The sequence below is a fragment of the Psychrobacter sp. TWR1-1-1 genome, from assembly GCF_049895865.1.
Taxonomy (GTDB): domain Bacteria; phylum Pseudomonadota; class Gammaproteobacteria; order Pseudomonadales; family Moraxellaceae; genus Psychrobacter; species Psychrobacter immobilis_A.
This window is the reverse complement of sequence record NZ_JAFCTE010000005.1, coordinates 183,611-206,279: the sequence shown is the minus strand read 5'-3', so window position 1 is coordinate 206,279 and position 22,669 is coordinate 183,611. Positions and strand designations below refer to the sequence as shown.

The following is a 22,669-nucleotide window of genomic DNA, read 5'->3' as shown; positions in this document are numbered from 1 at the left end:
AGCAAGGAGTTTCAAATGGTATACCAAGGAAATCGCATCACGGTGACAATGCTAGAGGATGGCATCGCCAACATGCAGTACAACGCCGAAAATGAGAGCGTGAACAAGTTTGATACTGAAACCAATAAGCAATTTGGTGAAGCGGTTACTGCTTTAGAAAAAGCGGATAACGTAAAGGGTCTTATCGTGACATCAAGCAAAGGCGTGTTTATCGCTGGTGCTGATATCACAGAATTCGTCGGCTCTTTTAAAAAGCCAGAAAGCGAAATCAAAGATTGGGTTGTTAACATCAACGACGCCTTTAACCGTTTTGAAGATTTGCCGTTTCCAAAAGTAGCCGCTATCAATGGCGCAGCGCTTGGCGGTGGTTGTGAGATGACCTTGGTTTGTGAATACCGCGTCATGAGCGACAAAGCCATCATCGGTCTTCCAGAAACCCAATTGGGTATCTTCCCAGGTTTTGGTGGTACGGTTCGTAGTACGCGTATCATTGGTATCGACAATGCGCTTGAATTGATTGCTACTGGTACACCAAAGAAAGCACTTGATGCGTTAAAACTTGGCTTGGTGGATGCGACTGTTCCTGCCGATGATTTACAAGATGCAGCGATTGATTTGGTCAAAAAATGTATCTCAGGTGAGCTTGATTGGCAAGCGAAGCGTGAAGAGAAGCTTGCGCCTGTTAAGCTAAACCAGCTTGAGCAAGCGATGGCATTTAACAGCGCAAAAGGTATGATTTTTGCCAAAGCCAATCCTAAGCAGTACCCAGCGCCAGCAATCGCTATTGAAGCAATTGAAAAGCATGTAAATCTGCCACGTGATAAAGCAATCGAAGTGGAAGCAACTTACTTCGCAAAAGCGGCTAAAACGCCACAAGCAGAAAGCTTGGTTGGCCTGTTCTTAAACGATCAGTTGGTCAAAAAATTAGCTAAGCAGCACAGCAAAAAAGCACATGAAATCAATGAAGCGGCCGTACTTGGCGCGGGTATCATGGGCGGCGGTATCGCTTATCAGGCAGCCAGCAAAGGCTTGCCAATCATCATGAAAGACATCAAGTCTGAGCAATTAGACCTTGGTATGGGCGAAGCCAGCAAGCTACTTGGCAAAATGGTTGAACGTGGCAAGATGACCCCAGCAAAAATGGGTGAAACCTTAAGCCGTATCCGTCCGACTTTGAACTATGGTGACTTTGCTGAGACTGACATCGTTATCGAAGCCGTCGTAGAAAATCCAAACGTTAAGCGTGCGGTACTAAAAGAAGTCGAAGGCTTGGTTAAAGACGATTGTATCCTAGCGTCAAACACCTCAACGATTTCTATTACTTTCTTAGCGGAAGCACTTGAGCGTCCAGAAAACTTCGTTGGTATGCATTTTTTTAACCCAGTAAACCGTATGCCGCTAGTAGAAGTTATTCGCGGTGAAAAATCTTCTGAAGAAGCTATTTCAACGACCGTTGCTTTGGCCACAAAAATGGGTAAAGTGCCTGTCGTCGTGAATGACTGCCCAGGTTTCTTGGTAAACCGTGTGTTATTCCCATACTTTGGTGCCTTTGACTTGCTCCTTAAGCAAGGTGCTGACTTTGCTCATGTCGATAAAGTCATGGAAAAATTCGGCTGGCCTATGGGTCCTGCTTACCTAATCGACGTCGTTGGTTTAGATACTGGCGTACATGGCGCAGAAGTGATGGCAGAAGGTTTCCCTGACCGCATGAAGCCTGATTATAAAGGTGCTATCGAGCATTTATATGAAAACAAACGCCTAGGTCAGAAAAACGGCATTGGTTTCTATAAATATGAGATGGACAAACGCGGCAAGCCAAAGAAAGTCGCTGATGAAGCCACTTATGAGCTACTTAAAGCCACTACTGATAGCGACAAGCAGACCTTTGATGATCAAGCGATTATCGACCGCACCATGCTGGCTTTCTGTAATGAGACTGTACGTTGCCTAGAAGACAATATCGTCAGCACGCCATCTGAAGCCGATATGGCGATGATTATGGGCGTTGGTTTCCCACCATTCCGCGGTGGCCCTTGCCGTTATATCGACCAAATGGGTCTAGATAACTACTTGGCGCTGTGTGAAAAATACGCATACCTTGGCAAAGCCTATGAAGCCCCGCAAAAGATTCGCGATATGGCAGCAGCAGGCGAGACCTTTTACGCCACCGCGTAATGGGTAGTCATTACTAGGATGAAGTGCCGTACGTGTGCTGTTTGAGGGTGAGAGCTATTAATCTATTTATATTTAATGGCACTATTTTTTAATAACAAATCTTTAATAGCACACGTACGATTATAGTTGGCTTCACTTAATGCTAGTACAAGGAAATCGAGCGCAGAGGTACGTATTGTACTTCAAGTGAGATTGACGAAGTAATAGCATTGAAATGGGCTGACTACACTGACAATAAAAATTGAAAAGGAAGTATAGTATGACAATTTTAAGTCCAAAAGACGTGGTCATCGTAGATGGCGTACGCTCAGCGATGGGTAAAACCAAAAACGGTATGTTCCGCCATGTCCGCGCTGATAGCGTGTCTGCTGAATTGGTTCGTGCATTGGTTGAGCGTAATGACTTTGACCCACGTGACGTCGAAGACATCATCTGGGGTTGTGTCAATCAGACCCTAGAGCAAGGTTTGAACATCGGTCGTAACATCGGCTTGCTAGCTGGTATTCCAAAGACTGCTGGTGGCCAAACAGTCAACCGTCTGTGTGGTTCTTCTATGCAGGCGCTTCACACTGCAGCGGCTCAAATCATGACCAACCAAGGTGATGTGTTCATCATTGGTGGTGTTGAGCATATGGGTCACGTCGGCATGATGCATGGCGTTGACCTTAATCCTGAAGCATCAAAGCACTATGCAAAAGCCTCAAACATGATGGGCTTGACCGCTGAAATGCTAGGTCGTATGAATAACATCACCCGTGAAGAGCAAGATGCCTTTGGTCTTGAGTCGCATCGCCGTGCATGGGCTGCGACTACTGAAGGTCGTTTTGATAATGAAATTATCGGTATCGAAGGTCATGACGAAGCAGGTCGCCTGCAACTATGTACCGTTGATGAAGTGATTCGCCCTGATGCGACGATGGAGCAAATGCAAAAGCTACGTCCAGCCTTTGATCCAGTAGGTGGTACCGTGACTGCTGCTACCTCATCTGCATTATCTGATGGCGCATCAGGGATGCTAATCATGAGCGCGCAAAAAGCCAAAGAGCTAGGTCTAAAGCCACGTGCGCGTATTCGTAGCATGGCGGTTGCTGGTTGTGATGCTGCTATCATGGGCTATGGTCCAGTACCTGCAACGCAAAAAGCATTGAAGCGCGCTGGCATGAGCATGGATGATATGCAAACTATTGAGCTAAACGAAGCATTTGCAGCGCAGGGCTTATCAGTACTAAAAGCCTTAAACTTGACGGACAAGCAAGACATCGTCAACATTAATGGTGGCGCGATTGCATTAGGTCATCCACTAGGGTGTTCAGGTGCTCGTATCACGGTTACTTTGCTAAACGCCATGGAGCAGTCAGATACTGAAATTGGGCTTGCGACGATGTGTATCGGTCTTGGTCAAGGTATCGCGACTATTATTGAGCGTGTTTAAGTTTCAGCTAAGCTAATATTTGTTGATTAATATGTTTTAATATCTTGTAAGATGAGCGCCTCTAACTTAATGTTGGAGGCGCTTTTTTGTGCCTACAGTAAAATAATATAAGTAATTATGCTAAACCCCAGCATACCATTATTGGTTGAGTAAAAAAGGCTATCAAAATTAGAGTTTGGTTTACTATAAATGAATGGTGATAGGGCATGGATAATAATAAGCAAAGCCAGTATAGGTATAAAGATAAAAATAGAAGCAGAAACAAAAAAAGAGTAAGCAAAAGGGATAAAAAGAAGCGAACACAAAACCTAAGCGCTAAAGAATCGATCATAATAAAACTAAAGCAAGTATTCTTGCCATATTTAGGTCTTAGTGTCCTGACCATTCTGCTTTTTGGGGCTTTACGCTGGTTGCTTGATATTTATCTAGATATTCTACCTTTAAAGGAAGGCTATTGGGATTTTGGTATTCCTTTTCTGTTATCTGTTTTAGTCGTTAGTATTTGGATGTGGCCGAGGTATGAGCTTTTAACCTTAAAGTGGGTTAAGCGCAGTAGTTCAGGCTACTTTTTTATAACGATGGTTCTAGCATTAGTGATACCGCTCGTTCTCAGCCAAAACTATTTATCCAAAGCGGCTTACGAGGTCATTGAAGTAAATAGCTTGAATGATATTCGTCATTATCCAAAGCAAAAGTATTTCAGAGTAAATGATTTTGAGCCACTCAAATTAGAGAGCGTTTCTTATATAGAAACACAAGTAGTCAGTGGACGATATTTTGACTCAACATTGCATATTGATTATTACATTGCGACGCCATTTATAGCCGCTGATAATATTTGGCTAGGTTCTAGCTACCACACGAAATACGATAATCGCGCAGACCAAAGTATTAAAGACAGTCAATACTCAGCGTTTATTAACGACTCGCACCATAAGTACGAAGCCAACGACCTCTCTACTATCAGCTACTTTAAGAAACTTAAATCATCAAATAGCAGAAATGCTTACTTACACACGATTTCTACGGCTAATAGGCAATCTAATTTGCCACCCTTGATATTGAAGCCAGAAACAGGATTACTTGCTGATAGCTTAGATCGTGATTTTGTTTGGGGATTTGGTTCGTTTTTTATTGGTATGGTGCTGTGCTTGTTGCTCGTTCTCGCAGCAGAGTTTGATAGTCAAGAAAAGAAAAGTACGCAAAAACATATACAAAAGCGAAAACATATACAAAAACAAAAGCCCGTAAAAAAACGAGCACCAGTAAGTGATGTATCAAAGAGCCTAGTAGTTTGGTTTAAAAATAATAAAGAACGACCTGCAACGTTGGTGTTAATACTGACCTGTATAGGTACATTTATACTAACCGTATTCATGGGTATGGATATCATTGACCCTTTATCTAGACAGGTAAATAGTGTAGGTGGGTTGACGATGGACGCGCTGCAAGCTGGTCAATATTGGCGGGTGGTCACAGCACTTTTTGTACATGCAGGAATTATGCATTTAGTAATGAGTCTGGGCATGCTGTTTGCTACAGGTTATATTTTGGAAAAAGTATTGGGTCCTATACGTTTTGCGATTGCGTTTTTTATATGTGGTATTTTCGCTAATGTTTTAGGGGTACTATATTTTGATATGGATATGGCAGGTGTTTGGGGTGCTACATTTGGCTTGTTTGGTATCGCGATACCGTTGGTGGCCTTTAAGGTTTTTAATAAAAAATATCGAGAGCTATTCGGCGGTACTATCGCTGCGATATTAATCATTACTTTAACCAGCATGTTCTTTGCATTTATAAACACGCTCATTTATATGGTGTATTATCTTTTAACCTTATGTTTTGGCGTTGCTTTCGGTGTGGGCATGGTCATGACTCAAAAACAGTCTTTATTACGTAATGCTAGGCGTCATAATATATAGTTATTGGCTATTCATAATCAAAAACCTACGCTAAGCAGTATTAATCAAACGTGATGAATTGTTATTAATCATTATTAGAGACTATCTCCATTGACGCACTCAGCAAACTATGACTAAATGAGCATAAGGCTAATAAAGACAATATCAATGATAAAACTAACATAGCCTTTAACAATAAAGTCAGCCGTACAAGGAGTGTGCCATGTCTACTATGATTACCGATCGTACCTATCGAATCGCTCGCGAAAATACCCAAGCGATGATAATCGATGTTCAAGAACGCTTAACGCCGCATATTTATGACCATGAAAATATCGTCAAAAAGACAGTCACTTTGATCAAAGGTCTACAAGCCCTTAACATCCCAATTATGCTCAACGAGCAGTACAAAAAAGGTTTGGGCGATACGCTACCTGAGATACGTGAAGTATTAGAAGGTGATAATGCCAAAAGCTTTGAAAAAGTTACCTTTAGCGCTTGTGATAATAATGACTCATGGCATTATCTAGCACAGCAAAATCGCAGTATTGTCCTATTATTTGGTGTCGAAGCCCATGTTTGCGTCATGCAAACGGCGCTGGATTTATTGGATAATGGGATGCAGCCAGTTATTATTGGCGATGCCGTTGGGTCGCGCTTTCCTTATGACAAAAAGCAAGCCATTCGCCGTATTCGACGCGCTGGCGGCGTGATTACGACAGTAGAATCCATTCTGTTTGAATTATGCCGCAGTAGCCAAGACCCTGCTTTTAAGACTATTAGCAATTTGATTAAGTAGTGGATGCAATAAAGGGTTGAGAATGAATGACAAACTCTTAGCGTTATTGTTGTTTCAATTATTGTAAATTATTTTCGTGAAAACAGCGTTTGATAAGACAGGCGCTGTATTGCATTTAACCAGAGAGAAATATGTCCTCAAACATACCTATAACATTGACCGATCCAACGCGCGACGCAAATATTAAGATAGATGACGTCACGCATTTTTTATTAGAGCTTGATGCCCTAAAACGTGTCAATCGGCGCAGCTATGTGACGGGGACGACTCGCTTGGAAAACTCTGCTGAGCACTCATGGCATTTAGCAATGGCATGCTGGTCAATCGCTGAATTGTTTGAGTTGGACGTCAATCATGAAAAATTGCTTAAGATGGCATTGGTGCATGATTTGGGTGAGATTGATGCGGGCGATACTTTTTTATATGCTGATACCCGTCGTGATGCGCACCTCGAAGAACGTGAGGGTATTGCTCGATTACAACGCGAGCGTGGTAACGGGATTGTTGATTTAAGTGAGATCTGGGAAGAGCAGGAGACAGGTAATAGCAAAGAGGCTGATCTACTTAGAGTGGTTGATCGTTTGTTGCCATTTTTGCTTAATTTAAATACTGAGGGCAAAACGTGGGTTGAGCTTGGTGTTACACGCTCGCAAGTGGCTGGCGCGCATGGATTTATCAAAGACAGCTTTCCTCCCATCCATGATTGGTTATCACAAAACATTGAATACGCGACCCAGCAAGGGTGGTTGGTTGATAAGTAAATTGATAGCGTCACCTTGTTACTGACTCGCAATGTTTGACGCTGTTTAAAACCTTTATATTGAATAGTGTCAATAATAATAGAGAGGTTCCATGCACTTATTTAAGAACTATAAAACATGGTGCAAATCGCTAGCCTTTGTCAGCATGCTGGGACTAGCGCAAATGGCGCAAGCGCTTGCTCCTATCAGTGATGGCGATAAATTGGCGCACGATGCTAAAAAACAGATCGGTGTCACGGTGAGTTATGATCCTACTTACCGTAAGCTGGACTTTCCGCGTGGTGATGTACCAATAGAGACTGGTGTCTGTACCGATGTGATTGTCCGTGCTTATCGTTTGCAAAATGTGGATTTGCAGCAGTTGGTCAACCATGATATGAAAGGAAATTGGTCCGCCTATCCAAAGACTTGGGGCTTAAAGTCAACGGACAAAAATATCGATCATCGACGCGTGCCCAATCTTGAAACGTTTTTTGCGCGTCATGGACAGACGTTATCTACGACTGATAAAAGCAGTTTTCAAGCGGGAGACGTTGTGTCATGGCGGCTGCAAAAGAGTAACTTGCCGCATATCGGTATCGTCTCAGATAAAGTAGCTGCTGATGGTACGCCGCTGATTATTCATAATATCGGAAGTGGTACGCAGGAGGAAAACATCCTATTTGCTTATCCTATCCATAAGCACTTTCGATATTGATAAAGGCTTTTAGACAAGGTAGCCTAAAGTAGTAAAAACAAGCAATACAAAATCGAAGTAGTACAAACTAACAGCCATTAAAAAGCCCAGTCAAACGTCATTATCTACGTTTAACTGGGCTTTTCAGTATTATGAGTTTCTTACAAATTAAGCTTTCTGAGCTTTTGCTTCACCCAATAACTGTCCCATTTTTACCACGCTATTGGCTTTCATGCTGTCCTGCCAATCTGCTTTTGCGCCTTTTGGTAGAATGACAATTGCGGTTGAGCCTAAATAAAAACGACCCAACTCATCGCCTTTTTCAAAGCTCATATTGTGCTCAGCTTCTTGAATATCATCAGTGCGGGAAATTTTACCAGTTGCCACCGTTTCGATACCAGCGACAATCATCGCCCCAACCATCACCACCGCCGCTTTGCCATATGCTGTATCAAACAGACAAACCAAGCGTTCATTACGCGCAAATAAGTCCGGCACGTTCGCCGCCGTAGTATTGTTGACCGAAAACAGCGTGCCCGGTACATAACGGGTTTTGGTTAGAGTACCGGCGAAGGGCATATGTACACGGTGATAGTTACTGGGCGCAAGATAAACCGTCGCAAAACTGCCATCCGCAAAATAGCGGCCATCTTCGCTGTCAGCAAGCAGTTGACCAACGTCATAATAGCGACCTTTTGCTTGGAGCAATTTATGGTCGTCAATTTGACCCAACTGCGAGATAATACCATCGGCAGGACTGACAATACCATGAGGCGTCATGTCGATAGGGCGCGCGTCTTCTTTTAGCTCACGAGTAAAAAAATCATTAAAGCTCTCATAGGCGTTGAGACTTTGGCGCTCATACTCGTCCAAGCTGACGTTGTAGGCTTTAGCAAAGCTACGGATAAACGTGCGTTTAACATAAGGATGGCGGCTAGCGGCTAGACGCCCAGCAACTTTACTCAGTTGCTGCTGCGGGACAAGCTGTTGTAAAGTAGTGAATACATTCATAATGAGGCTACCAAAATAGGGTGTGATGTAATAATTAATAAGCAAGAGAATGGCCGTATTTTATCATGGACGGCGTATTATTGTATGGGCATAATTGGTAAGGAATCTATAAATGAAAGCACTTATACAGCGCGTACGCCATGCTAGTGTCACCGTCGATGCGCAGTGTGTTGGTACGATTGAGCAAGGCATATTGGCTTATATTGGTTTAGGGCCTGATGACGACATAACAAGCGCACAGCGAATGGTGGATAAAATCCTCACCTATCGTATTTTTGACAATGATGATGATCCTGCCAAGTACGGCAAACTGGATAAAAATGTCCAGCAAGTTGGTGGCGGACTGTTATTGGTATCACAGTTTACGCTAATGGCAAAAACAGACAAGGGTCGTCGCCCTGACTTTGGTGGTGCGATGGCACCTGATGCGGCGCAAGTATTGTTTGCGCAATTGGTCGTCTATGCCAACACGCAACATCCAAACGTGGCAACTGGTCAGTTTGGTGCCAATATGCAAGTGTCGAGCGTCAATGACGGGCCATTGAATTTCTTGTTAGAAGTGAATTGAGTAAACTAAGCATTAGCCGTCACGAGACCTATGAACCGCTTAAAAGTTGAATGTCATTAAACTGTCATAATTACCCCGTTTAATAGGGAGCAGCAGGCGAGCATTTATCGCCTTTTTTGTCAGCTAAATGTTGTCCTCTAACACTGAGAATGCCGTATGTATAATGAGCAAATTTTGATTGTTGAAGATGAACCTGCGATTCGTGAAATGATCGTCATGACACTAGAGATGGCGGGATTTGATAGTCTGCAGGCAGCGGATGTATCTGAGGCGCACCAACAAGTGGTCGATCACCGTCCTGCGCTGATTTTGCTAGATTGGATGCTGCCCGGTGATAAAAGTGGCATTGATTTTTGTCGATTGCTCAAAAACGATGAGCTACTCGCTGAGATACCAGTCATTATGTTGACGGCTAAAAGTGAAGAGGACAGCAAGGTGCATGGCCTTGATGCTGGTGCTGATGATTATATGACCAAGCCTTTTTCGACACGAGAGTTGATATCCAGAATCAAAGCAGTATTGCGGCGTAGTAACGCGCTCAGTAGCGATAAACCTATCGAAATCGGCAATCTGAGCCTTGATCCCAAAAGTCAGCGGGTGACAGCGGCTGGTAAAGTGGTTGATGTCGGGCCTACGGAATATCGATTATTGGCATTTTTTATGAGTCATCCAGAGCGTGCCTATACGCGGACGCAGCTGCTAGACCAAGTATGGGGCGGTAATGTATATATCGAAGATAGAACCATTGATGTGCATATCAAACGTTTGCGGACATTATTACGACCGCATCAATGTGATACGTTGATACAGACAGTACGCGGGACAGGCTATCGATTTTCTAGCTTTATTGAACCAATTTAACAGACGGTTTTTATTCGCTATAAAAGCAGTATGTCAATCGTAGCACAGTGAAAAACGGCGAATAGTGATAAGGATGATGGATGAACACCCTAATATCGGCTCAAGGCGACCAACAAAATAAATCACTGCTAGCAACTCAGCAGAATACAACGGATCAACTCAAAAAAATTAGAAGCGCACTACGCGCATTGCGTGATGCGGTGGTTTTGCTCAATGACGATGATGGGCTTGAATGGTGGAATCAGGCCGCCGAAGATTTAATGTTGTTACAGTTGTCAGATAAAGGTAAGTGCATTTTTGACTTTATTAGTGCGCCTGAATTTCGTCAGTATTATCAGGCGACGACCAACCCTAACGATGGTGCTCAGGATGGTGTACACATTGTCTCGTGGCGCGCGCCCAAGCGTTATCTAAAGTGTGAGCTCACGCCTTTTGGCGATGAGAAGCTGCTCATTATTTATGATGTGACGCGCTTGCATCATTTGGAGGAGATGCGCCGCGATTTTGTGGCGAATGTCTCGCATGAGTTACGCACACCGTTGACCGTCATGATGGGCTATCTAGAAAATTTTTCGGATCAGCCAGATATGCCGCCGCATTGGAAGCGCGGGTTTGAGCTGATGAGCCAACAGACTGCGCGTATGAATAGAATTGTGAATGACTTATTGCTGTTATCTCGCATCGAAATCGAAGAAACCCATGAGCTCAGCTATATTGATATGACCAAGCTGCTGACCCATGTTTATGATGATGCGCAAGCGTACAATCAAGAATATGGGCATACCATTCACTTGCAGATAGACACTTATGACGGACTGTATGGCTCAGAGATGTATCTAAATAGCGCGCTTTCTAATCTGGTGATTAATGCCATCAAATACACGCCCAAGGGCGGTAATATCGCCATTAGCTGGACAAAAACGTCAGAAGGTTGCCGATTTGCCGTCGAAGACAACGGTATTGGTATTGCACCTGAGCATATCGCACGGTTGACGGAGCGTTTTTATCGTATTGATAAAGGTCGTAGTCGGGCGACTGGCGGCACAGGGCTAGGTTTGGCAATCGTTAAACACGTTTTATATCAGCATGAGGCTAACTTACAAATTGAATCAGTAGAAGGGGTAGGCTCGACGTTCAGTATGGTATTTCCAGCTGCCCACATTAGATCAGCTGCGGTACCCTAATCTTTTTGTAAAAGTGGATAGGGGTTCACTGCACTGCCGCTGATATAAATACCGTAATGTACATGTGGCGGCGTACCTTTTGCATTGCCACTGTCGCCGACGTAGCCGATGATATCGCCGGCATTAACCCAGTCGTTTGGACTAATATCTGCATAATCTTCTAAATGCGCATAATAATGCCCTGCGCCGCCTGGTCCAACCACCACCACCACACGACCGCCTAACGTATTTTCACCAACTTTGCTGACGATGCCTTGTGTCGTGGCTCGTATTGGTGTGCCTCGTGCGGCAAAGATATCGATACCTTCATGACTGCGACCTTGACTGCGTGCAGCGCCCCATGTATCTGTTAGATGTTGCTCTGGAAGTGGACTGGGTAAGCTGTTTTCCGTCGGTAGTTCCTGCTGTAATAAACTGAGCTGTTGCCATTTTGCCATCACAAATGACTGAGTTTGTTGGCTGATACTGGGTAAGAGCCTATCAAATACAAATAATAGCATCAACAATACGACCGCTTTAATAAGCACACTGAGTACACGATTTAAAAGGGTTGGCTTTTTCTTTTGTTTTAATTGCGGATTATTATCATCTGCTAGCATCGTTCTCTCTTTAGTTTTTTAAATTAGTTTTTCTTATTATTATATAAGTGAAGTTATCTACTCTTTGTATGCCATTGTTATCTCTAGTTTTTATCCCCATAAACATAGCGTTTCTTTTAAAGTTTACGTATTTTTAAAACGTTACATAAAATATCAATGTTGTTATCTATTATTGTTATCCATGGCTGAACTTTTATGACTGACACTGCGCTGATTATCGATACCGAAACCGACCAAGGTCGTGATCCGCGTCCGATTCAAGTGGCGACTATTAATGCGATGACGGGCTTTGAGTGGATGAAGTATTTTAATAGTGGTCGTTCGATATCACCAGCTGTCACTAGAATTCATGGTATCACCGATGAGGATGTCGCTGGTCTTGAGCGCTTTGATTTAGAGTCGTTTGAGTTGCCACAGTATTTGATTGGTCATAATGTCCGCTTTGATTGGCGGGTTATTGGCAGTCCGTCTACTAAGTTGATATGTACGGTTCGGCTGGCGCGTGTGGCTTTTCCAGAGTGGAGTGCTTATGGTCAGTCCAAATGTATCGAGCAATTATTAGGCAAAGAGGAAGCAAGTAGGATGACGATTGCCGCTCATGATGCGCTGGGTGATGCACGTATGTGTTATCTGCTTTATCAGGCGTGTTGTGAGCGCCTAGCCATAGCACCGACGGATTTTGCTGCTGTCCATGCTATCGCCAATAAAGCCAATCCAGTGAGCAAAATGCCCTTTGGCAAACATAGAGGCACGCTGATTAAAGACGTGCCAATCAGCTACGTAAAATGGATGCTGGGTAATATCCATAATATGCAGCCGTCGCTTTATTCTGCATTGACCAAACGCATCAAGGCAGAAAACATGAAAGAATCAATAGACGAATCCGTAGTTAAATAGGCTCTGAAGTCTATTGATTCTTTAGCCAATCAACCGCCATTTGCCAAAGCTGCGGTGCTTTAGCGTTGGTTCTGCTACTAAAATAGCGCATATGACCGATGCTTTTTAGACCAAAGTCTTTGGGATCTAAAAAGTGCTTTTCGACTGGCATTTTAGTAAAAACACGAATCATATCATCCATATTTTTGCTATTGGCAATGTCATCATCACTAAACCCCAGCCATAATGATGGCATAGTAATGTCATTGTAAAAGTGCGTTTGTATACTTTTGCCAAAGGCTGTTTTGATATAGCCTGCGCCATTACACCATTCGCGCCACTGCCGAGACACGCCCCGTGGTAGCGGTTCGCCCATACCAATTTTATCTGACGGCGTGTACCCTAACGTCAAGTTGGTGAGTGGAATAAAGGCATCCATAAAACCCATCGCCTTGAGTTTATAGGGCATGCTCATATTTTTAATACGACCTGATGAGCAGGCGACATTGAACACTGAAGCGAGCGCACTATAATTTGGCATCAAACCAATCAGCTGACCGCCTGCACTATGCCCAATTAAATGATAGGTGGCGTTGGCAAATTCATCTTGCAACGCATCAAGGACGGCTGGCATATCATGGCGACCCCAGCTAATCAGCGATGCATCGCATTTAGCCAATGCAGACGACAGCGATTCACCGATGCCTTTATTGTCAAAGGTTAGTACACCAAAGCCATTTTCTGCTAAGTGAGTGGCAAAATTGTGATAAAACTGGCGCTTGATACCCGTTGCTGGCGCGAGCATAACCGCTTTTTTTACCTCATTTTTAGGGCGATAGACAGTCGCTGCCAATGTCTGATTGCGCTCAGTCATGATACTCAGTGAATAAATATCCGTCTGATACTGTTTATTTTCCATGCTTTAACCTTCATATTGTTAGGGTTCTATGCGGTGTGGAGTAGTTATTTATTTGCAATTATTTATCAATAATCTGCTCTTAAAATGTAGTCATTACGTAGTGATAAACCGCTTAAATTAGCTGATAGCCATCTGATAGCATCGCTTATGTTAAGATAAATGCTGGCAAGCAAGGCGTTCAATTGTGACTTTCAAGTTCTATGCTATTTATCTGGGGTGGTATTATCCATTAGGGTTTTAACGAGTATTTAACAAAAACAATCGATATAAAAATTAAGGAAGCTATATGCAAATGAAAATTAACAATGACACTTATGAAGTCATTACCAGTCAAGACATTACCAATATTGAAAAAGCAGTGGATAAATCAACGTTAACGATGCCGTTGGTAGCGGTTTATTGTGGTTCGCGTTTGGGCAATAATGAAGTCTACGAGCAGGCAGCCCGCGAGTTGGGTAGTGCGCTTGCCGACAATGGCATGGGTTTGGTCTACGGCGGCGCGAGCATCGGGCTGATGGGTGCCGTTGCAGATGAGGTGATTCAAGGCGGTGCGCAAGCGGTCGGTGTGATTCCAACCTTTATGCTCAAGCACGAAATTGCTCATGAGCAGCTGACTCGTCTGCATTTAACCGATACCATGCACACCCGTAAAACCGTGATGGCAGAGTACGCGGATGCTTTTATTACCTTGCCGGGCGGGCTTGGTACCTTAGAAGAAATTATGGAAATCGCTACGTGGCGTCAGCTATATCAACATGAAAAACCGATGATTATTCTGAATATCAATGGTTTCTATGATCGTATGATCGAGCACTTAAAATATACGGCTGACCAAGGTTTTATGAAACAAGAAGATCTGGAGCGTTTGGTAGTATGTAACACGATTAATGAAGCCATTGAGCTATTAAAAACAGTCGTAAAAATAGACGATGCAGTCGATACCGAAAAAATGGCTGGTAATTAAGAGTACATATTCTTATTTATAAATGCTTTGATCTGTACATGCTTTTATATATAAATGTTTTTATCTATAAAAAAAGAGAGAAGGGCTGATCGTTAGCCATTCTCTCCTTTTTTTGTTCAATTTTTAATAGAACGCTTTTTATATCTCAGTAGCACTTGCATCATTAGCCGTGTTGAAACCCTTTAAAGTTGTCTCGCCAATACCGTGATTCACATCAGCCATTGCTAATGGAAAGCCTCGTTGCTCAGCCAGTGTACGCGCGACTTTATCAATCGCCATGCTATCGTGTTTTGTCAAATACGCCCAATTATGAGCATAACGATTGCGGTTGGCTGGCGTGTCATGATCGATTAAGCCAAGTTCAGTCAATTCATCAACGATTTGATCGGCAGCAATCAAAGTCGAGGATGCTTTGACGTTTTCCGCTCGAGCATAGCGAATATTAGAGTACAAGCTTACATCAGCCACTCGCAGCGTATCGTCCTCACCGGGTATTTGCTGCCCACCATATAGCGCGTTACCGACCGTACGTGCGCTATGGAAGGTCGGTACAAACTCCGCTACATAATCAATCGCTTGCTGACTACGCGCTTGTAAAGGTGCCTTATCCCAACCATCTTCGATGTAGTGTACATACTGCGGCGGCAGCTTAGGTTGGGCGCTGTCTTTGCTAGAGGCGACCAAGCCATCATCGAATAGCGTGATAAATTTGCTCATGCCATGTATTTGAAAATAACCGCCGGGATAAGGCGTGAGTTGAGCCATGCCTTCTGGTGTGCCGCGACTGCCATAAACGATAATCTCTGGTATCTGTCCACCGGTATTATCCCAGTGGGTGATATAAGACGATTTAAACTCGACCATACGCGTGACTTTGACCCCGACCATATCGTCGATGACGCCAGTACGAAAACCGCAAGCATTGATTAAGTAATCCACTTCGATAGATTCGGTTGTATTTTTGGTCTCAGATTCGATTGTAAGCTGAGTTTCAGAGCTGGCAGCTCGCTGATAATCAATACGCCATTTAGTGACGTGGTGGTCTGCGTTTGAGCAATTTTCACAATCAACAGGCATTACTTGCTTAACCTGCGTATCGGTAAAGACGTGAGCATGCTCATAATCTGCTAAGGCCAATTGCGCAGAGGCCGCCAAGCGAAAAATATTCCAGCCGTACTCTTGCACGACAATCAGTGGAAACTTGACTTTATTTAAGTCCAAATACTTAGCGACTGGTATCATCCATTCATCAACCGACCGCGGCACAGTGACTTGTTCACGTTCTGACAGCGCAATGAGTTGCTCATGACTATAAAGCTGATAGTAGTTTTCAGGTTCGCCCAACACTTTGTTATTAGCATCTTCGTCGATAAGCTTACGATACGCATCAGTCAAGATATCAAGACGTGGTAGCAAATCTTCTGGCAAGCCTTCATCGCGAGTTGGTACGGCAAATACTGTTGGGCGAACATCGATGGTATAAGGATAAAGGCGCAATATATCGATACATTGTTTGAGGAGAGCCACACAATCTTCATCAGGAATTTCGCGGTATAGATTGCCGCCAGCATGCAAGTGACACATCGGTGGACCATCAATCAGCGATTTGTTTTTTTCAAATACATAAGTTTCAAGCCCTAATGCCGCAAGGCGAATAGCAATGGTTGCTCCTGCCGTACCACCACCAAGAATACCGACGCGTTTGGCAGAGTGCGCTTGGTTTTTCACTGGGTTTTTAATGAAAGAGTGAGTCATTGTCGTTGTCATATCCTTAATAGCAGTTACAGCAGGTCATGCTCGGTGTATTTGTTAAATGTTTTATTCTAAAATCTTATTTTAAAAAATTTGTCCTAATGGATGTTGTTCTAAGCCGTTTATAACTATTGATATGCGTGCAAAGGACGTCAAGTTCAATATGCATATGAAGCCGCAAGAGTCATATTTGTCATTGTGTAGTAATTCTTAATATGTATAGGGTATTCTACGAAAAATGACAACCAATATGATGACAAATACGTAAGTAGATAGGTGAGTTTTGTCAATGAATGGCTATGGCGCTTGATAGCAATGGCTATGCCAGTTTACCCAATTTGCAAATACATAAGCTTTTGTAAATTTATATAGGGATAGAAACGACTGCGCTGTTGCATATGCTATATTAAAACTGCTTGAAGTCAGCGATAGGTTTTTTTGCTGCTTAAATAGTCTGACGATGAGAAAAATCCAAATAGAAATTTATGATCATAATCACAATCACAATCAAAATGACAAGGAAGTTATTATGAAACGTATGCTTATATTATCGGCTCTCACTGGTGTTTTAACGCTTACTGGTTGTACTACGTTAAACAATGTATTCGGCAATGATGATTCTGGCATGCATGATGTACAAGCCACCAATAAAAATACCGCGCCAGTCGCGAGTAAAAACGGCATGTTAGTCGATGCAAGCAATCACATGACCTTATATACCTTTGACAAAGATGGGATGAACAAATCAGAGTGTGGTAGTGCCTGTCTAATTGCTTGGCCCGCATTTATGGCACCGAGTAATGCCAAAGCGTCAGGGCAGTTTGCAGCATTTCAACGCGAAGATGGCAAGTATCAATGGGCGGTAAATGGTAAACCGTTATATTTCTATGCTAATGATACAAAGGTGGGCGATAAAAATGGCGACAATAAACTGGGCGTTTGGCATATCGTCAAAACCAAGTAAAGTAAGCCCGTTGTCTACCGAAATGAAAGACAATTAGCATCAAAAAAGCAGCCATCGTAATGGCTGCTTTTTTATTGGCTTGACTGATTAGAATCGTAAAATAACGCGATCAAATATCTGCCAAAGCTTCAGCTTGTTCAGTCTCCAAGATACGTTCTTTAGTAGGCTCTTTTCTATATAAAGGGAAAAAGTCGGAGCGTAAATCATTTTCGGTGAACCAGCTATCAGCGACTAATGCTTCGTATTTTGCTGGATTAACGACGAGTCTATAAGTTTTGAATAATAACTCTTGTGAGCTAAACCCTTTTTTATACTCGTATAAAGAATCTAGATTAGAGCCTACGCCGCCGCCAAGATGGAGTAATTTGTAATGATTGGTTCGGCCCCAATCACGAGCCACATGGGTAATGAGTTTGGAAGGTTGTAGATGGGTATAGGCGTTGAGCGTGCCTCCGAGATGAAATTGCATAATGCCCGATTCTTTACAGATTGTGTAGATAGAGGAACCAATGGCTTTATTATCCTGATAGGCAGTTATCAGTAGTATTCTGTCTTGCAGATTTTCGAGCAAATTAAAGAAGTAATCATCATCAAAGAAGTAGTACTGATCTGCCTTCACCTGCGCCATCGTTTCTTTGTAAATATTGGAAAACATCACTGCATTCTCTCTGGTTAAACGCTCAATTTTTGTCACGACATCCATTTTTAAGGCTTTTTTAATGCCTCTACGATGACGATTTTGAGTCTCGCTCCAGTGCTCCTCTTCAGATTTACTCAAGTCAGACATCAATGTCAATCCATGAGTGAGTGCTTTGCCGACCGTTGGTAGCCATTCTTTATTGATGATTGGATGCAGTCGCATAAATAAAGACACACAGCCTTTTGCTAAGAGAAAACCCCTTACTTCTGCCAATATTATGTCTAATTCGGCATCAGTGAGAGACTTATCCATGACAGGACCGCCGTAACCATAAGTAGAAGTCGCATCCCAATGCTCTGAGTCGAGTTCTCTTATAATGAGAGGCAAAAAGATCTTTTTATTGTTATAAGTGGCAATCACTCCTTGAGGAGTGCCTTTATCGACAATAGCTGACGCAGCAATCCAACCAGATAAGTGATAAATATCAAAGTGATAATCAGCGATGTTTTTATCCCATTCAGTATTTATCTCGGTAAAGTCTACCTGTACTGTATCCATCTTTCTGCTCCCTCAGCGTTATGTTTTATATTCGTAAATCCGTATATATGAATATAAAAATAAAAACTGAGGTTAACAAGCAAATGGAAAGTATTTATGCGATTTATTGAATATATAAATGTCGAGTGAGTTGATTCATTATTGTCAAAAAAGCAGCCACTATGATGGCTGCTTTTTTTTAGAGTATGTAGAGGAAGTAGCGATTTGTGCTTGGCTAAAAATTAGACTTATTTAGATTTTTTGTTGGTTTGCGCTTTTTTCTCTATCAACTCACCATCGATTTGGATCGGGACATTGGTGGTAATGCCATCTGCGAAAGCTGTCATACCATAGGCTGCGCGATCAATATTACCCGTTGCACGGAAGCCAATAACTGGCTCTTTGGTAAGAGGGCTGTTGGCGATTTTATTCAAAGTCACATCCAAAGTTAATGGTTTGGTTTGACCCAGCATAGTAAAGTCACCTGTGACCTTGGCTTGTTGCGGATTTATAAATTTTACGCTGGTTGATTTAAAGGTCATGGTTGGATATTTAGTGACGTTAAAAAATTCAGCCTTTTTTAAATGCTCATCACGTGCATTCCAATTGGTGTCAATGCTATCGGTTGCAATGGTGAAGCTCATATTGGTTTTACTGGGTGCTTTAACATCGTAATTAACGACCCCTTTGACGTCGTTAAAATGACCCATGGTGGTCGAAAACCCTAAATGATTGACAGAAAATCCCACACGGGTGTGCGAGTCGTCTAATTGCCATTGACTAGGCAATGCCGCACCTGCAACAGTAGTGAGTGCCAGTGCTGAGCTGATAAGCAGGGCTTTTGCGCTATTCTTCATAACAGTATTTATCATTATATTGTCCTTAGTGAGTGTTTATAAATAGTGGGTGCTTGATTAATGAGGCGAAATAAGACGGTATCCATCATTATTAACAAATGATGAATATCAAAAATAATTATCAACTAAATCTAAACATAAAATATATATTGATTATTTAAACTAAAATATTATTATACTAATATAGCGTATACTTCTCAACAAAATAGAGATCTTGGTGACAACTTAGCACATATATCACTCACAACTGCTGCTTGCGTCTAGCGGTAAAAACCGTTAAAATCGCGTTTTGATTTTCCCGCTGGGGAAAGGCTAAGTGAGCAGAGGAATGGTGTTGGGTGCTGGAATAAGCCAGTGACGCAGCTGCCATACTTATCAATGTCCCTTAGTGCCTCAGTTACGTATGTCATGACTTGCTTGACACATCGTCTAAGATGGTGTTCAAGAGTGCTATACATACATCGGACATAGAGAGTTTATTATGCGTAAAGATATCCATCCTAATTACCAAGAAGTTTTATTCCATGACACTAACGCTGACGTTTTTTTCTTAACTCGTTCAACCGTTAAAACCAAAACCACTCGTGAATACGAAGGGTCAGAATATCCATACTACCCGCTTGATATCTCAAGTGCGTCGCATCCATTCTATACTGGCGAACAACGCAAAACTTCTACTGAAGGCCGTGTTGCTAGCTTCAACAAACGCTTTGGTGCATTTGGTGGCCGTAAGAAAGCTGCTGATACTGACGCTGCAGAATAATTCACACGTATTGCGTGATATTATTTTGAGCATGTGTTTTCTCAAACATGCACAGCTATAGTATTAAGAACATAAAAAAACCGCTGACTATTCAGCGGTTTTTTTTGTTTAGATTTTTAGAAGTAACGCCTCAATGGTTTTTAATCAGTCAACTCAGCATCGGAAAGGGAAGGATTCAGTAACTGTATAATCAACTCTGACAATTGCTGCGCCCAATAGCCATACATGAGGCTGCTAGGATGAAAACCGTCACTGGCAAACATCACTTTGATATCGATTGGAGTACCGTTCGAATGCTCTGCTATCATTCTTGGAAAGTCAGTGGCCATGTAGGTAACACTATCATGAGCGGCGCAAACTTGCTGCAACGTGTTATCAAGGATAGAGGCTTTAGCACCCACAAAGTTACTTAGCGGGGCAGGTATCGCAGGCATTTGTGCCATCGGCGGCAGGCTTAAAAAAATCAACTCTCGCACGCCAAATTTACGCTGAGCGATAGCGATAATACTTTCAATTTGCTGTTGCCATTTATCCACCGAGACTTTGGATGTGGTGTCGTTAACGCCGACACTCAGCACCATCACATCAACAGGCTGGCTAGGCGCGGTTAGAACATAAAGCCTACGCAAGATATCAAAGCTGGTATGCCCCGTCGTCGCTTGCAATGACCAGTTCAGTATATCAAACTGATTTTGAATAGCGGACTGCTGCGTCAAAACAGGAATTAAGTTACCGACAAGCGCCTCTTGCTGCGTCTCACTACCGACGCCAGCCGCCGCCGAATCGCCAACGACCATTAGGTTTAATGTCCGCTTGTGCGCTTCTTTTAGCGACTCAATCGCGTCATTTAATTGAACTCGCCCGTGCCTTTCGCCATTTGGCTCAGGTAGACGTACCGTATCACGCTTAATTTTGCGCCCTTGATAAAGATAAATAGGAGCAAGCAGTACATCTCTTGCCACCGAGGCGATTTTATTGCTATTTATCATATTGCTACCATCCTGCACGCTTCCGAATAGTTGTGAGATTGTCTTCAATTAATAATTTACCATCGACATAAATATCACGCAGTAGGTTATCTGCGTCTGCAGCTAGGTCTTCAGCCTTGATGGTTTTTAGCTGTCCATTGCTGTTTTTGACCAGCGCCAAACGTCCCTTCTTTGAGCGTTTTGAGCGGCTGGTAATCGGGTCTTTATAGATGTCTGTCCATGTGCCATCGATAGAGATAGCGCTGGCTTTCATCGCCCAGCTCATGGTGTCGCGGTTGACTTGTTGTAATAGACCACCGCCCATACCAAAGGTCACGTTATCTGCGCTAAAGCCTGCTTTCATGATCACCTCAATGATCTTAGTTAAGCTTTGTGGGCTGATACCATCCCCTTGGATGACACGTACATAATCAGGCAGCACTTTATAACCTTTACTATTAATCGTCGTTCCAAATTTTACTGCCAAGCGCTCTAAGGCTTCGCGAACCACTTTGGCAGGCTCACCACTATCGGGTCGGATGACTAAGGTGCCGCCCATGTTTTTGACGTCGTCTTTCAGGCTGCCGCCCCAAATATTATCAATGGCGTTCCATAAGTCATAGCTGTCAGAGACCACTGAGAAGCTTTTACCTACGCCGCCAAACTGCTCAATCATATTGGCAAAAGCAGCGGTTTCGCCGTCACGACCCCACGCGGTCATGGTGCTATGCTCAGCGGCAGGAATAGAAAACGCGGGCATGTCTTTATCCATGTGGTACCAGCGGCTGGCAGCGACTAACGCCGTCATCGAATCGGTTCCAGCAAAGTTCACTAAATGCGCTAGGCTGCCGAGCGCGACAGACTCTTGACTAGATGCCCCGCGCGAGCCGAAATCGTGCAAACGAAAAGTGAGCGATTCGGTATTGTCTGCTGATTTTTCTAACGCCTGACGAATAATGCCTTTGCAATAATGCGAGACACTAGCGACGGTTGATGGATACCAAATGGCACGGAGTAGCGCCGTTTCGATATAGCTTGGCAGCCAATAAAACTCAGGATCGGTATTGATAACTTGGCAGACTACATTGGATACTGGCACGATGCTACCCTCAGGTATGGCTTCGATGCGCAGTGGCATGTAGCCGCCATGTTTATCAACCAAACGCTCCCAGCCAGCACGGTTAAAGGTCAAACCATGTGCTTGAATGACCATTTCGGCTTCATCAATGTCTTGATGAGTGATTGGCGTGCTTAGATATTCTTTAATAAAGGCTTGCAAGCCAAAGAACACCACATCGTAGTCACCTTTACGCGCCTCAATGTAGCTGGACAGATACTCACTACCTTTTGGGTATTGCACCCAATGTGAGGTTTTGTAGCTGTCACTATTTAGAATTAAATTATTTAAATTGCTGGTATACATCACAGAACTCCTCTGCTTTGAGTTGCCGTAGCTGCG

General features: G+C 43.1%; 21 protein-coding genes. 13 read left to right on the top strand and 8 right to left on the bottom strand.

Translation table 11 applies throughout. The annotated features are described in order from the left end of the window. Positions 1-15 precede the first annotated feature (15 nt). The 6 genes from fadB to ACP69U_RS07195 all read left to right on the top strand — a co-directional run bounded on the left by fadB (position 16) and on the right by ACP69U_RS07195 (position 7,768). Complete coding sequence (gene fadB, locus ACP69U_RS07220) at positions 16-2,175, top strand: fatty acid oxidation complex subunit alpha FadB (RefSeq protein WP_426138215.1); 2,160 nt, start codon at positions 16-18, stop codon at positions 2,173-2,175. A gap of 259 nt (positions 2,176-2,434) precedes the next feature. Beyond that, positions 2,435-3,607 carry an acetyl-CoA C-acyltransferase FadA gene (gene fadA / locus ACP69U_RS07215; protein ID WP_426138214.1) on the top strand — a complete coding sequence of 391 codons (1,173 nt, stop codon included), beginning with the start codon at positions 2,435-2,437 and terminating at the stop codon, positions 3,605-3,607. 206 nt (positions 3,608-3,813) lie between these two features. Next, the gene (locus tag ACP69U_RS07210; protein ID WP_426138213.1) at positions 3,814-5,532 is read left to right on the top strand and encodes a rhomboid family intramembrane serine protease; all 1,719 of its coding nucleotides are present in this window, start codon (positions 3,814-3,816) and stop codon (positions 5,530-5,532) included. Between the two features lie 202 nt (positions 5,533-5,734). After that, entirely contained in the window at positions 5,735-6,310 is a 576-nt protein-coding gene (locus ACP69U_RS07205) for an isochorismatase family protein (protein WP_189586717.1), read from the top strand. Positions 6,311-6,441: 131 nt separating this feature from the next. After that, positions 6,442-7,071, top strand: a complete 630-nt coding sequence (locus ACP69U_RS07200) for an HD domain-containing protein (protein WP_426138212.1) — start codon at positions 6,442-6,444, stop codon at positions 7,069-7,071. A 91-nt stretch (positions 7,072-7,162) separates the two neighbouring features. Then, positions 7,163-7,768 carry a DUF1287 domain-containing protein gene (locus ACP69U_RS07195; RefSeq protein WP_426138211.1) on the top strand — a complete coding sequence of 202 codons (606 nt, stop codon included), beginning with the start codon at positions 7,163-7,165 and terminating at the stop codon, positions 7,766-7,768. Between the two features lie 147 nt (positions 7,769-7,915). Here ACP69U_RS07195 and asd read toward each other — a convergent pair whose 3' ends face one another. Then, positions 7,916-8,758, bottom strand: coding sequence for an archaetidylserine decarboxylase (gene asd / locus ACP69U_RS07190; protein ID WP_426138210.1), 843 nt, complete (start codon positions 8,756-8,758; stop codon positions 7,916-7,918). Positions 8,759-8,870: 112 nt separating this feature from the next. Here asd and dtd point away from each other — a divergent pair, with 112 nt between their 5' ends. From dtd to phoR, 3 genes are all read left to right on the top strand, one after another. Further along, positions 8,871-9,326 (top strand): D-aminoacyl-tRNA deacylase, encoded by a 456-nt coding sequence (dtd, locus tag ACP69U_RS07185; RefSeq protein ID WP_372815487.1) that lies wholly within the window; start codon positions 8,871-8,873, stop codon positions 9,324-9,326. 156 nt (positions 9,327-9,482) lie between these two features. After that, positions 9,483-10,187 carry a phosphate regulon transcriptional regulator PhoB gene (gene phoB / locus ACP69U_RS07180; protein WP_055125876.1) on the top strand — a complete coding sequence of 235 codons (705 nt, stop codon included), beginning with the start codon at positions 9,483-9,485 and terminating at the stop codon, positions 10,185-10,187. A gap of 80 nt (positions 10,188-10,267) precedes the next feature. Then, positions 10,268-11,371: a phosphate regulon sensor histidine kinase PhoR gene (gene phoR, locus ACP69U_RS07175; protein WP_201502572.1), complete on the top strand. Its 1,104-nt coding sequence runs from the start codon at positions 10,268-10,270 to the stop codon at positions 11,369-11,371. Here phoR and ACP69U_RS07170 read toward each other — a convergent pair. Continuing rightward, on the bottom strand, positions 11,368-11,970 hold the full coding sequence (locus ACP69U_RS07170) for a M23 family metallopeptidase (protein ID WP_426138209.1): 603 nt from the start codon (positions 11,968-11,970) through the stop codon (positions 11,368-11,370). The genes phoR and ACP69U_RS07170 overlap by 4 nt on opposite strands. 195 nt (positions 11,971-12,165) lie before the next feature. Between ACP69U_RS07170 and ACP69U_RS07165 the strand changes: the two genes are divergently transcribed. After that, positions 12,166-12,867 (top strand): putative quorum-sensing-regulated virulence factor, encoded by a 702-nt coding sequence (locus ACP69U_RS07165; RefSeq protein WP_426138208.1) that lies wholly within the window; start codon positions 12,166-12,168, stop codon positions 12,865-12,867. A 10-nt stretch (positions 12,868-12,877) separates the two neighbouring features. Here ACP69U_RS07165 and ACP69U_RS07160 read toward each other — a convergent pair whose 3' ends face one another. Then, positions 12,878-13,765, bottom strand: coding sequence for an alpha/beta fold hydrolase (locus ACP69U_RS07160; protein WP_426138207.1), 888 nt, complete (start codon positions 13,763-13,765; stop codon positions 12,878-12,880). 286 nt (positions 13,766-14,051) lie between these two features. Between ACP69U_RS07160 and ACP69U_RS07155 the strand changes: the two genes are divergently transcribed. Continuing rightward, positions 14,052-14,729, top strand: coding sequence for a TIGR00730 family Rossman fold protein (locus ACP69U_RS07155; RefSeq protein WP_045455284.1), 678 nt, complete (start codon positions 14,052-14,054; stop codon positions 14,727-14,729). 138 nt (positions 14,730-14,867) lie between these two features. Here ACP69U_RS07155 and ACP69U_RS07150 read toward each other — a convergent pair whose 3' ends face one another. After that, a complete protein-coding gene (locus ACP69U_RS07150; protein WP_426138206.1) occupies positions 14,868-16,484 on the bottom strand; it encodes an FAD-dependent oxidoreductase in 1,617 nt (538 codons plus the stop codon). A 526-nt stretch (positions 16,485-17,010) separates the two neighbouring features. On the opposite strand from ACP69U_RS07150, the gene ACP69U_RS07145 reads away from it, so the two are divergent. Further along, on the top strand, positions 17,011-17,445 hold the full coding sequence (locus tag ACP69U_RS07145; protein WP_198330264.1) for a COG4315 family predicted lipoprotein: 435 nt from the start codon (positions 17,011-17,013) through the stop codon (positions 17,443-17,445). 109 nt (positions 17,446-17,554) lie between these two features. Here the strand turns inward: ACP69U_RS07145 and ACP69U_RS07140 are convergent, their stop codons facing one another. Beyond that, the gene (locus ACP69U_RS07140; RefSeq protein WP_198330263.1) at positions 17,555-18,643 is read right to left on the bottom strand and encodes a peptidoglycan bridge formation glycyltransferase FemA/FemB family protein; all 1,089 of its coding nucleotides are present in this window, start codon (positions 18,641-18,643) and stop codon (positions 17,555-17,557) included. A gap of 227 nt (positions 18,644-18,870) precedes the next feature. Continuing rightward, positions 18,871-19,494, bottom strand: coding sequence for a YceI family protein (locus ACP69U_RS07135; protein ID WP_198330262.1), 624 nt, complete (start codon positions 19,492-19,494; stop codon positions 18,871-18,873). Between the two features lie 466 nt (positions 19,495-19,960). On the opposite strand from ACP69U_RS07135, the gene ACP69U_RS07130 reads away from it, so the two are divergent. Continuing rightward, positions 19,961-20,242 (top strand): type B 50S ribosomal protein L31, encoded by a 282-nt coding sequence (locus tag ACP69U_RS07130; RefSeq protein WP_011281173.1) that lies wholly within the window; start codon positions 19,961-19,963, stop codon positions 20,240-20,242. A gap of 140 nt (positions 20,243-20,382) precedes the next feature. On the opposite strand, the gene ACP69U_RS07125 is transcribed toward ACP69U_RS07130, so the two are convergent. Together ACP69U_RS07125 and ACP69U_RS07120 are read right to left on the bottom strand one after the other, a co-directional pair. Continuing rightward, the gene (locus tag ACP69U_RS07125; protein WP_198330261.1) at positions 20,383-21,231 is read right to left on the bottom strand and encodes an SGNH/GDSL hydrolase family protein; all 849 of its coding nucleotides are present in this window, start codon (positions 21,229-21,231) and stop codon (positions 20,383-20,385) included. A gap of 4 nt (positions 21,232-21,235) precedes the next feature. After that, positions 21,236-22,633, bottom strand: a complete 1,398-nt coding sequence (locus ACP69U_RS07120) for a nicotinate phosphoribosyltransferase (RefSeq protein WP_198330260.1) — start codon at positions 22,631-22,633, stop codon at positions 21,236-21,238. Positions 22,634-22,669: the final 36 nt, after the last annotated feature.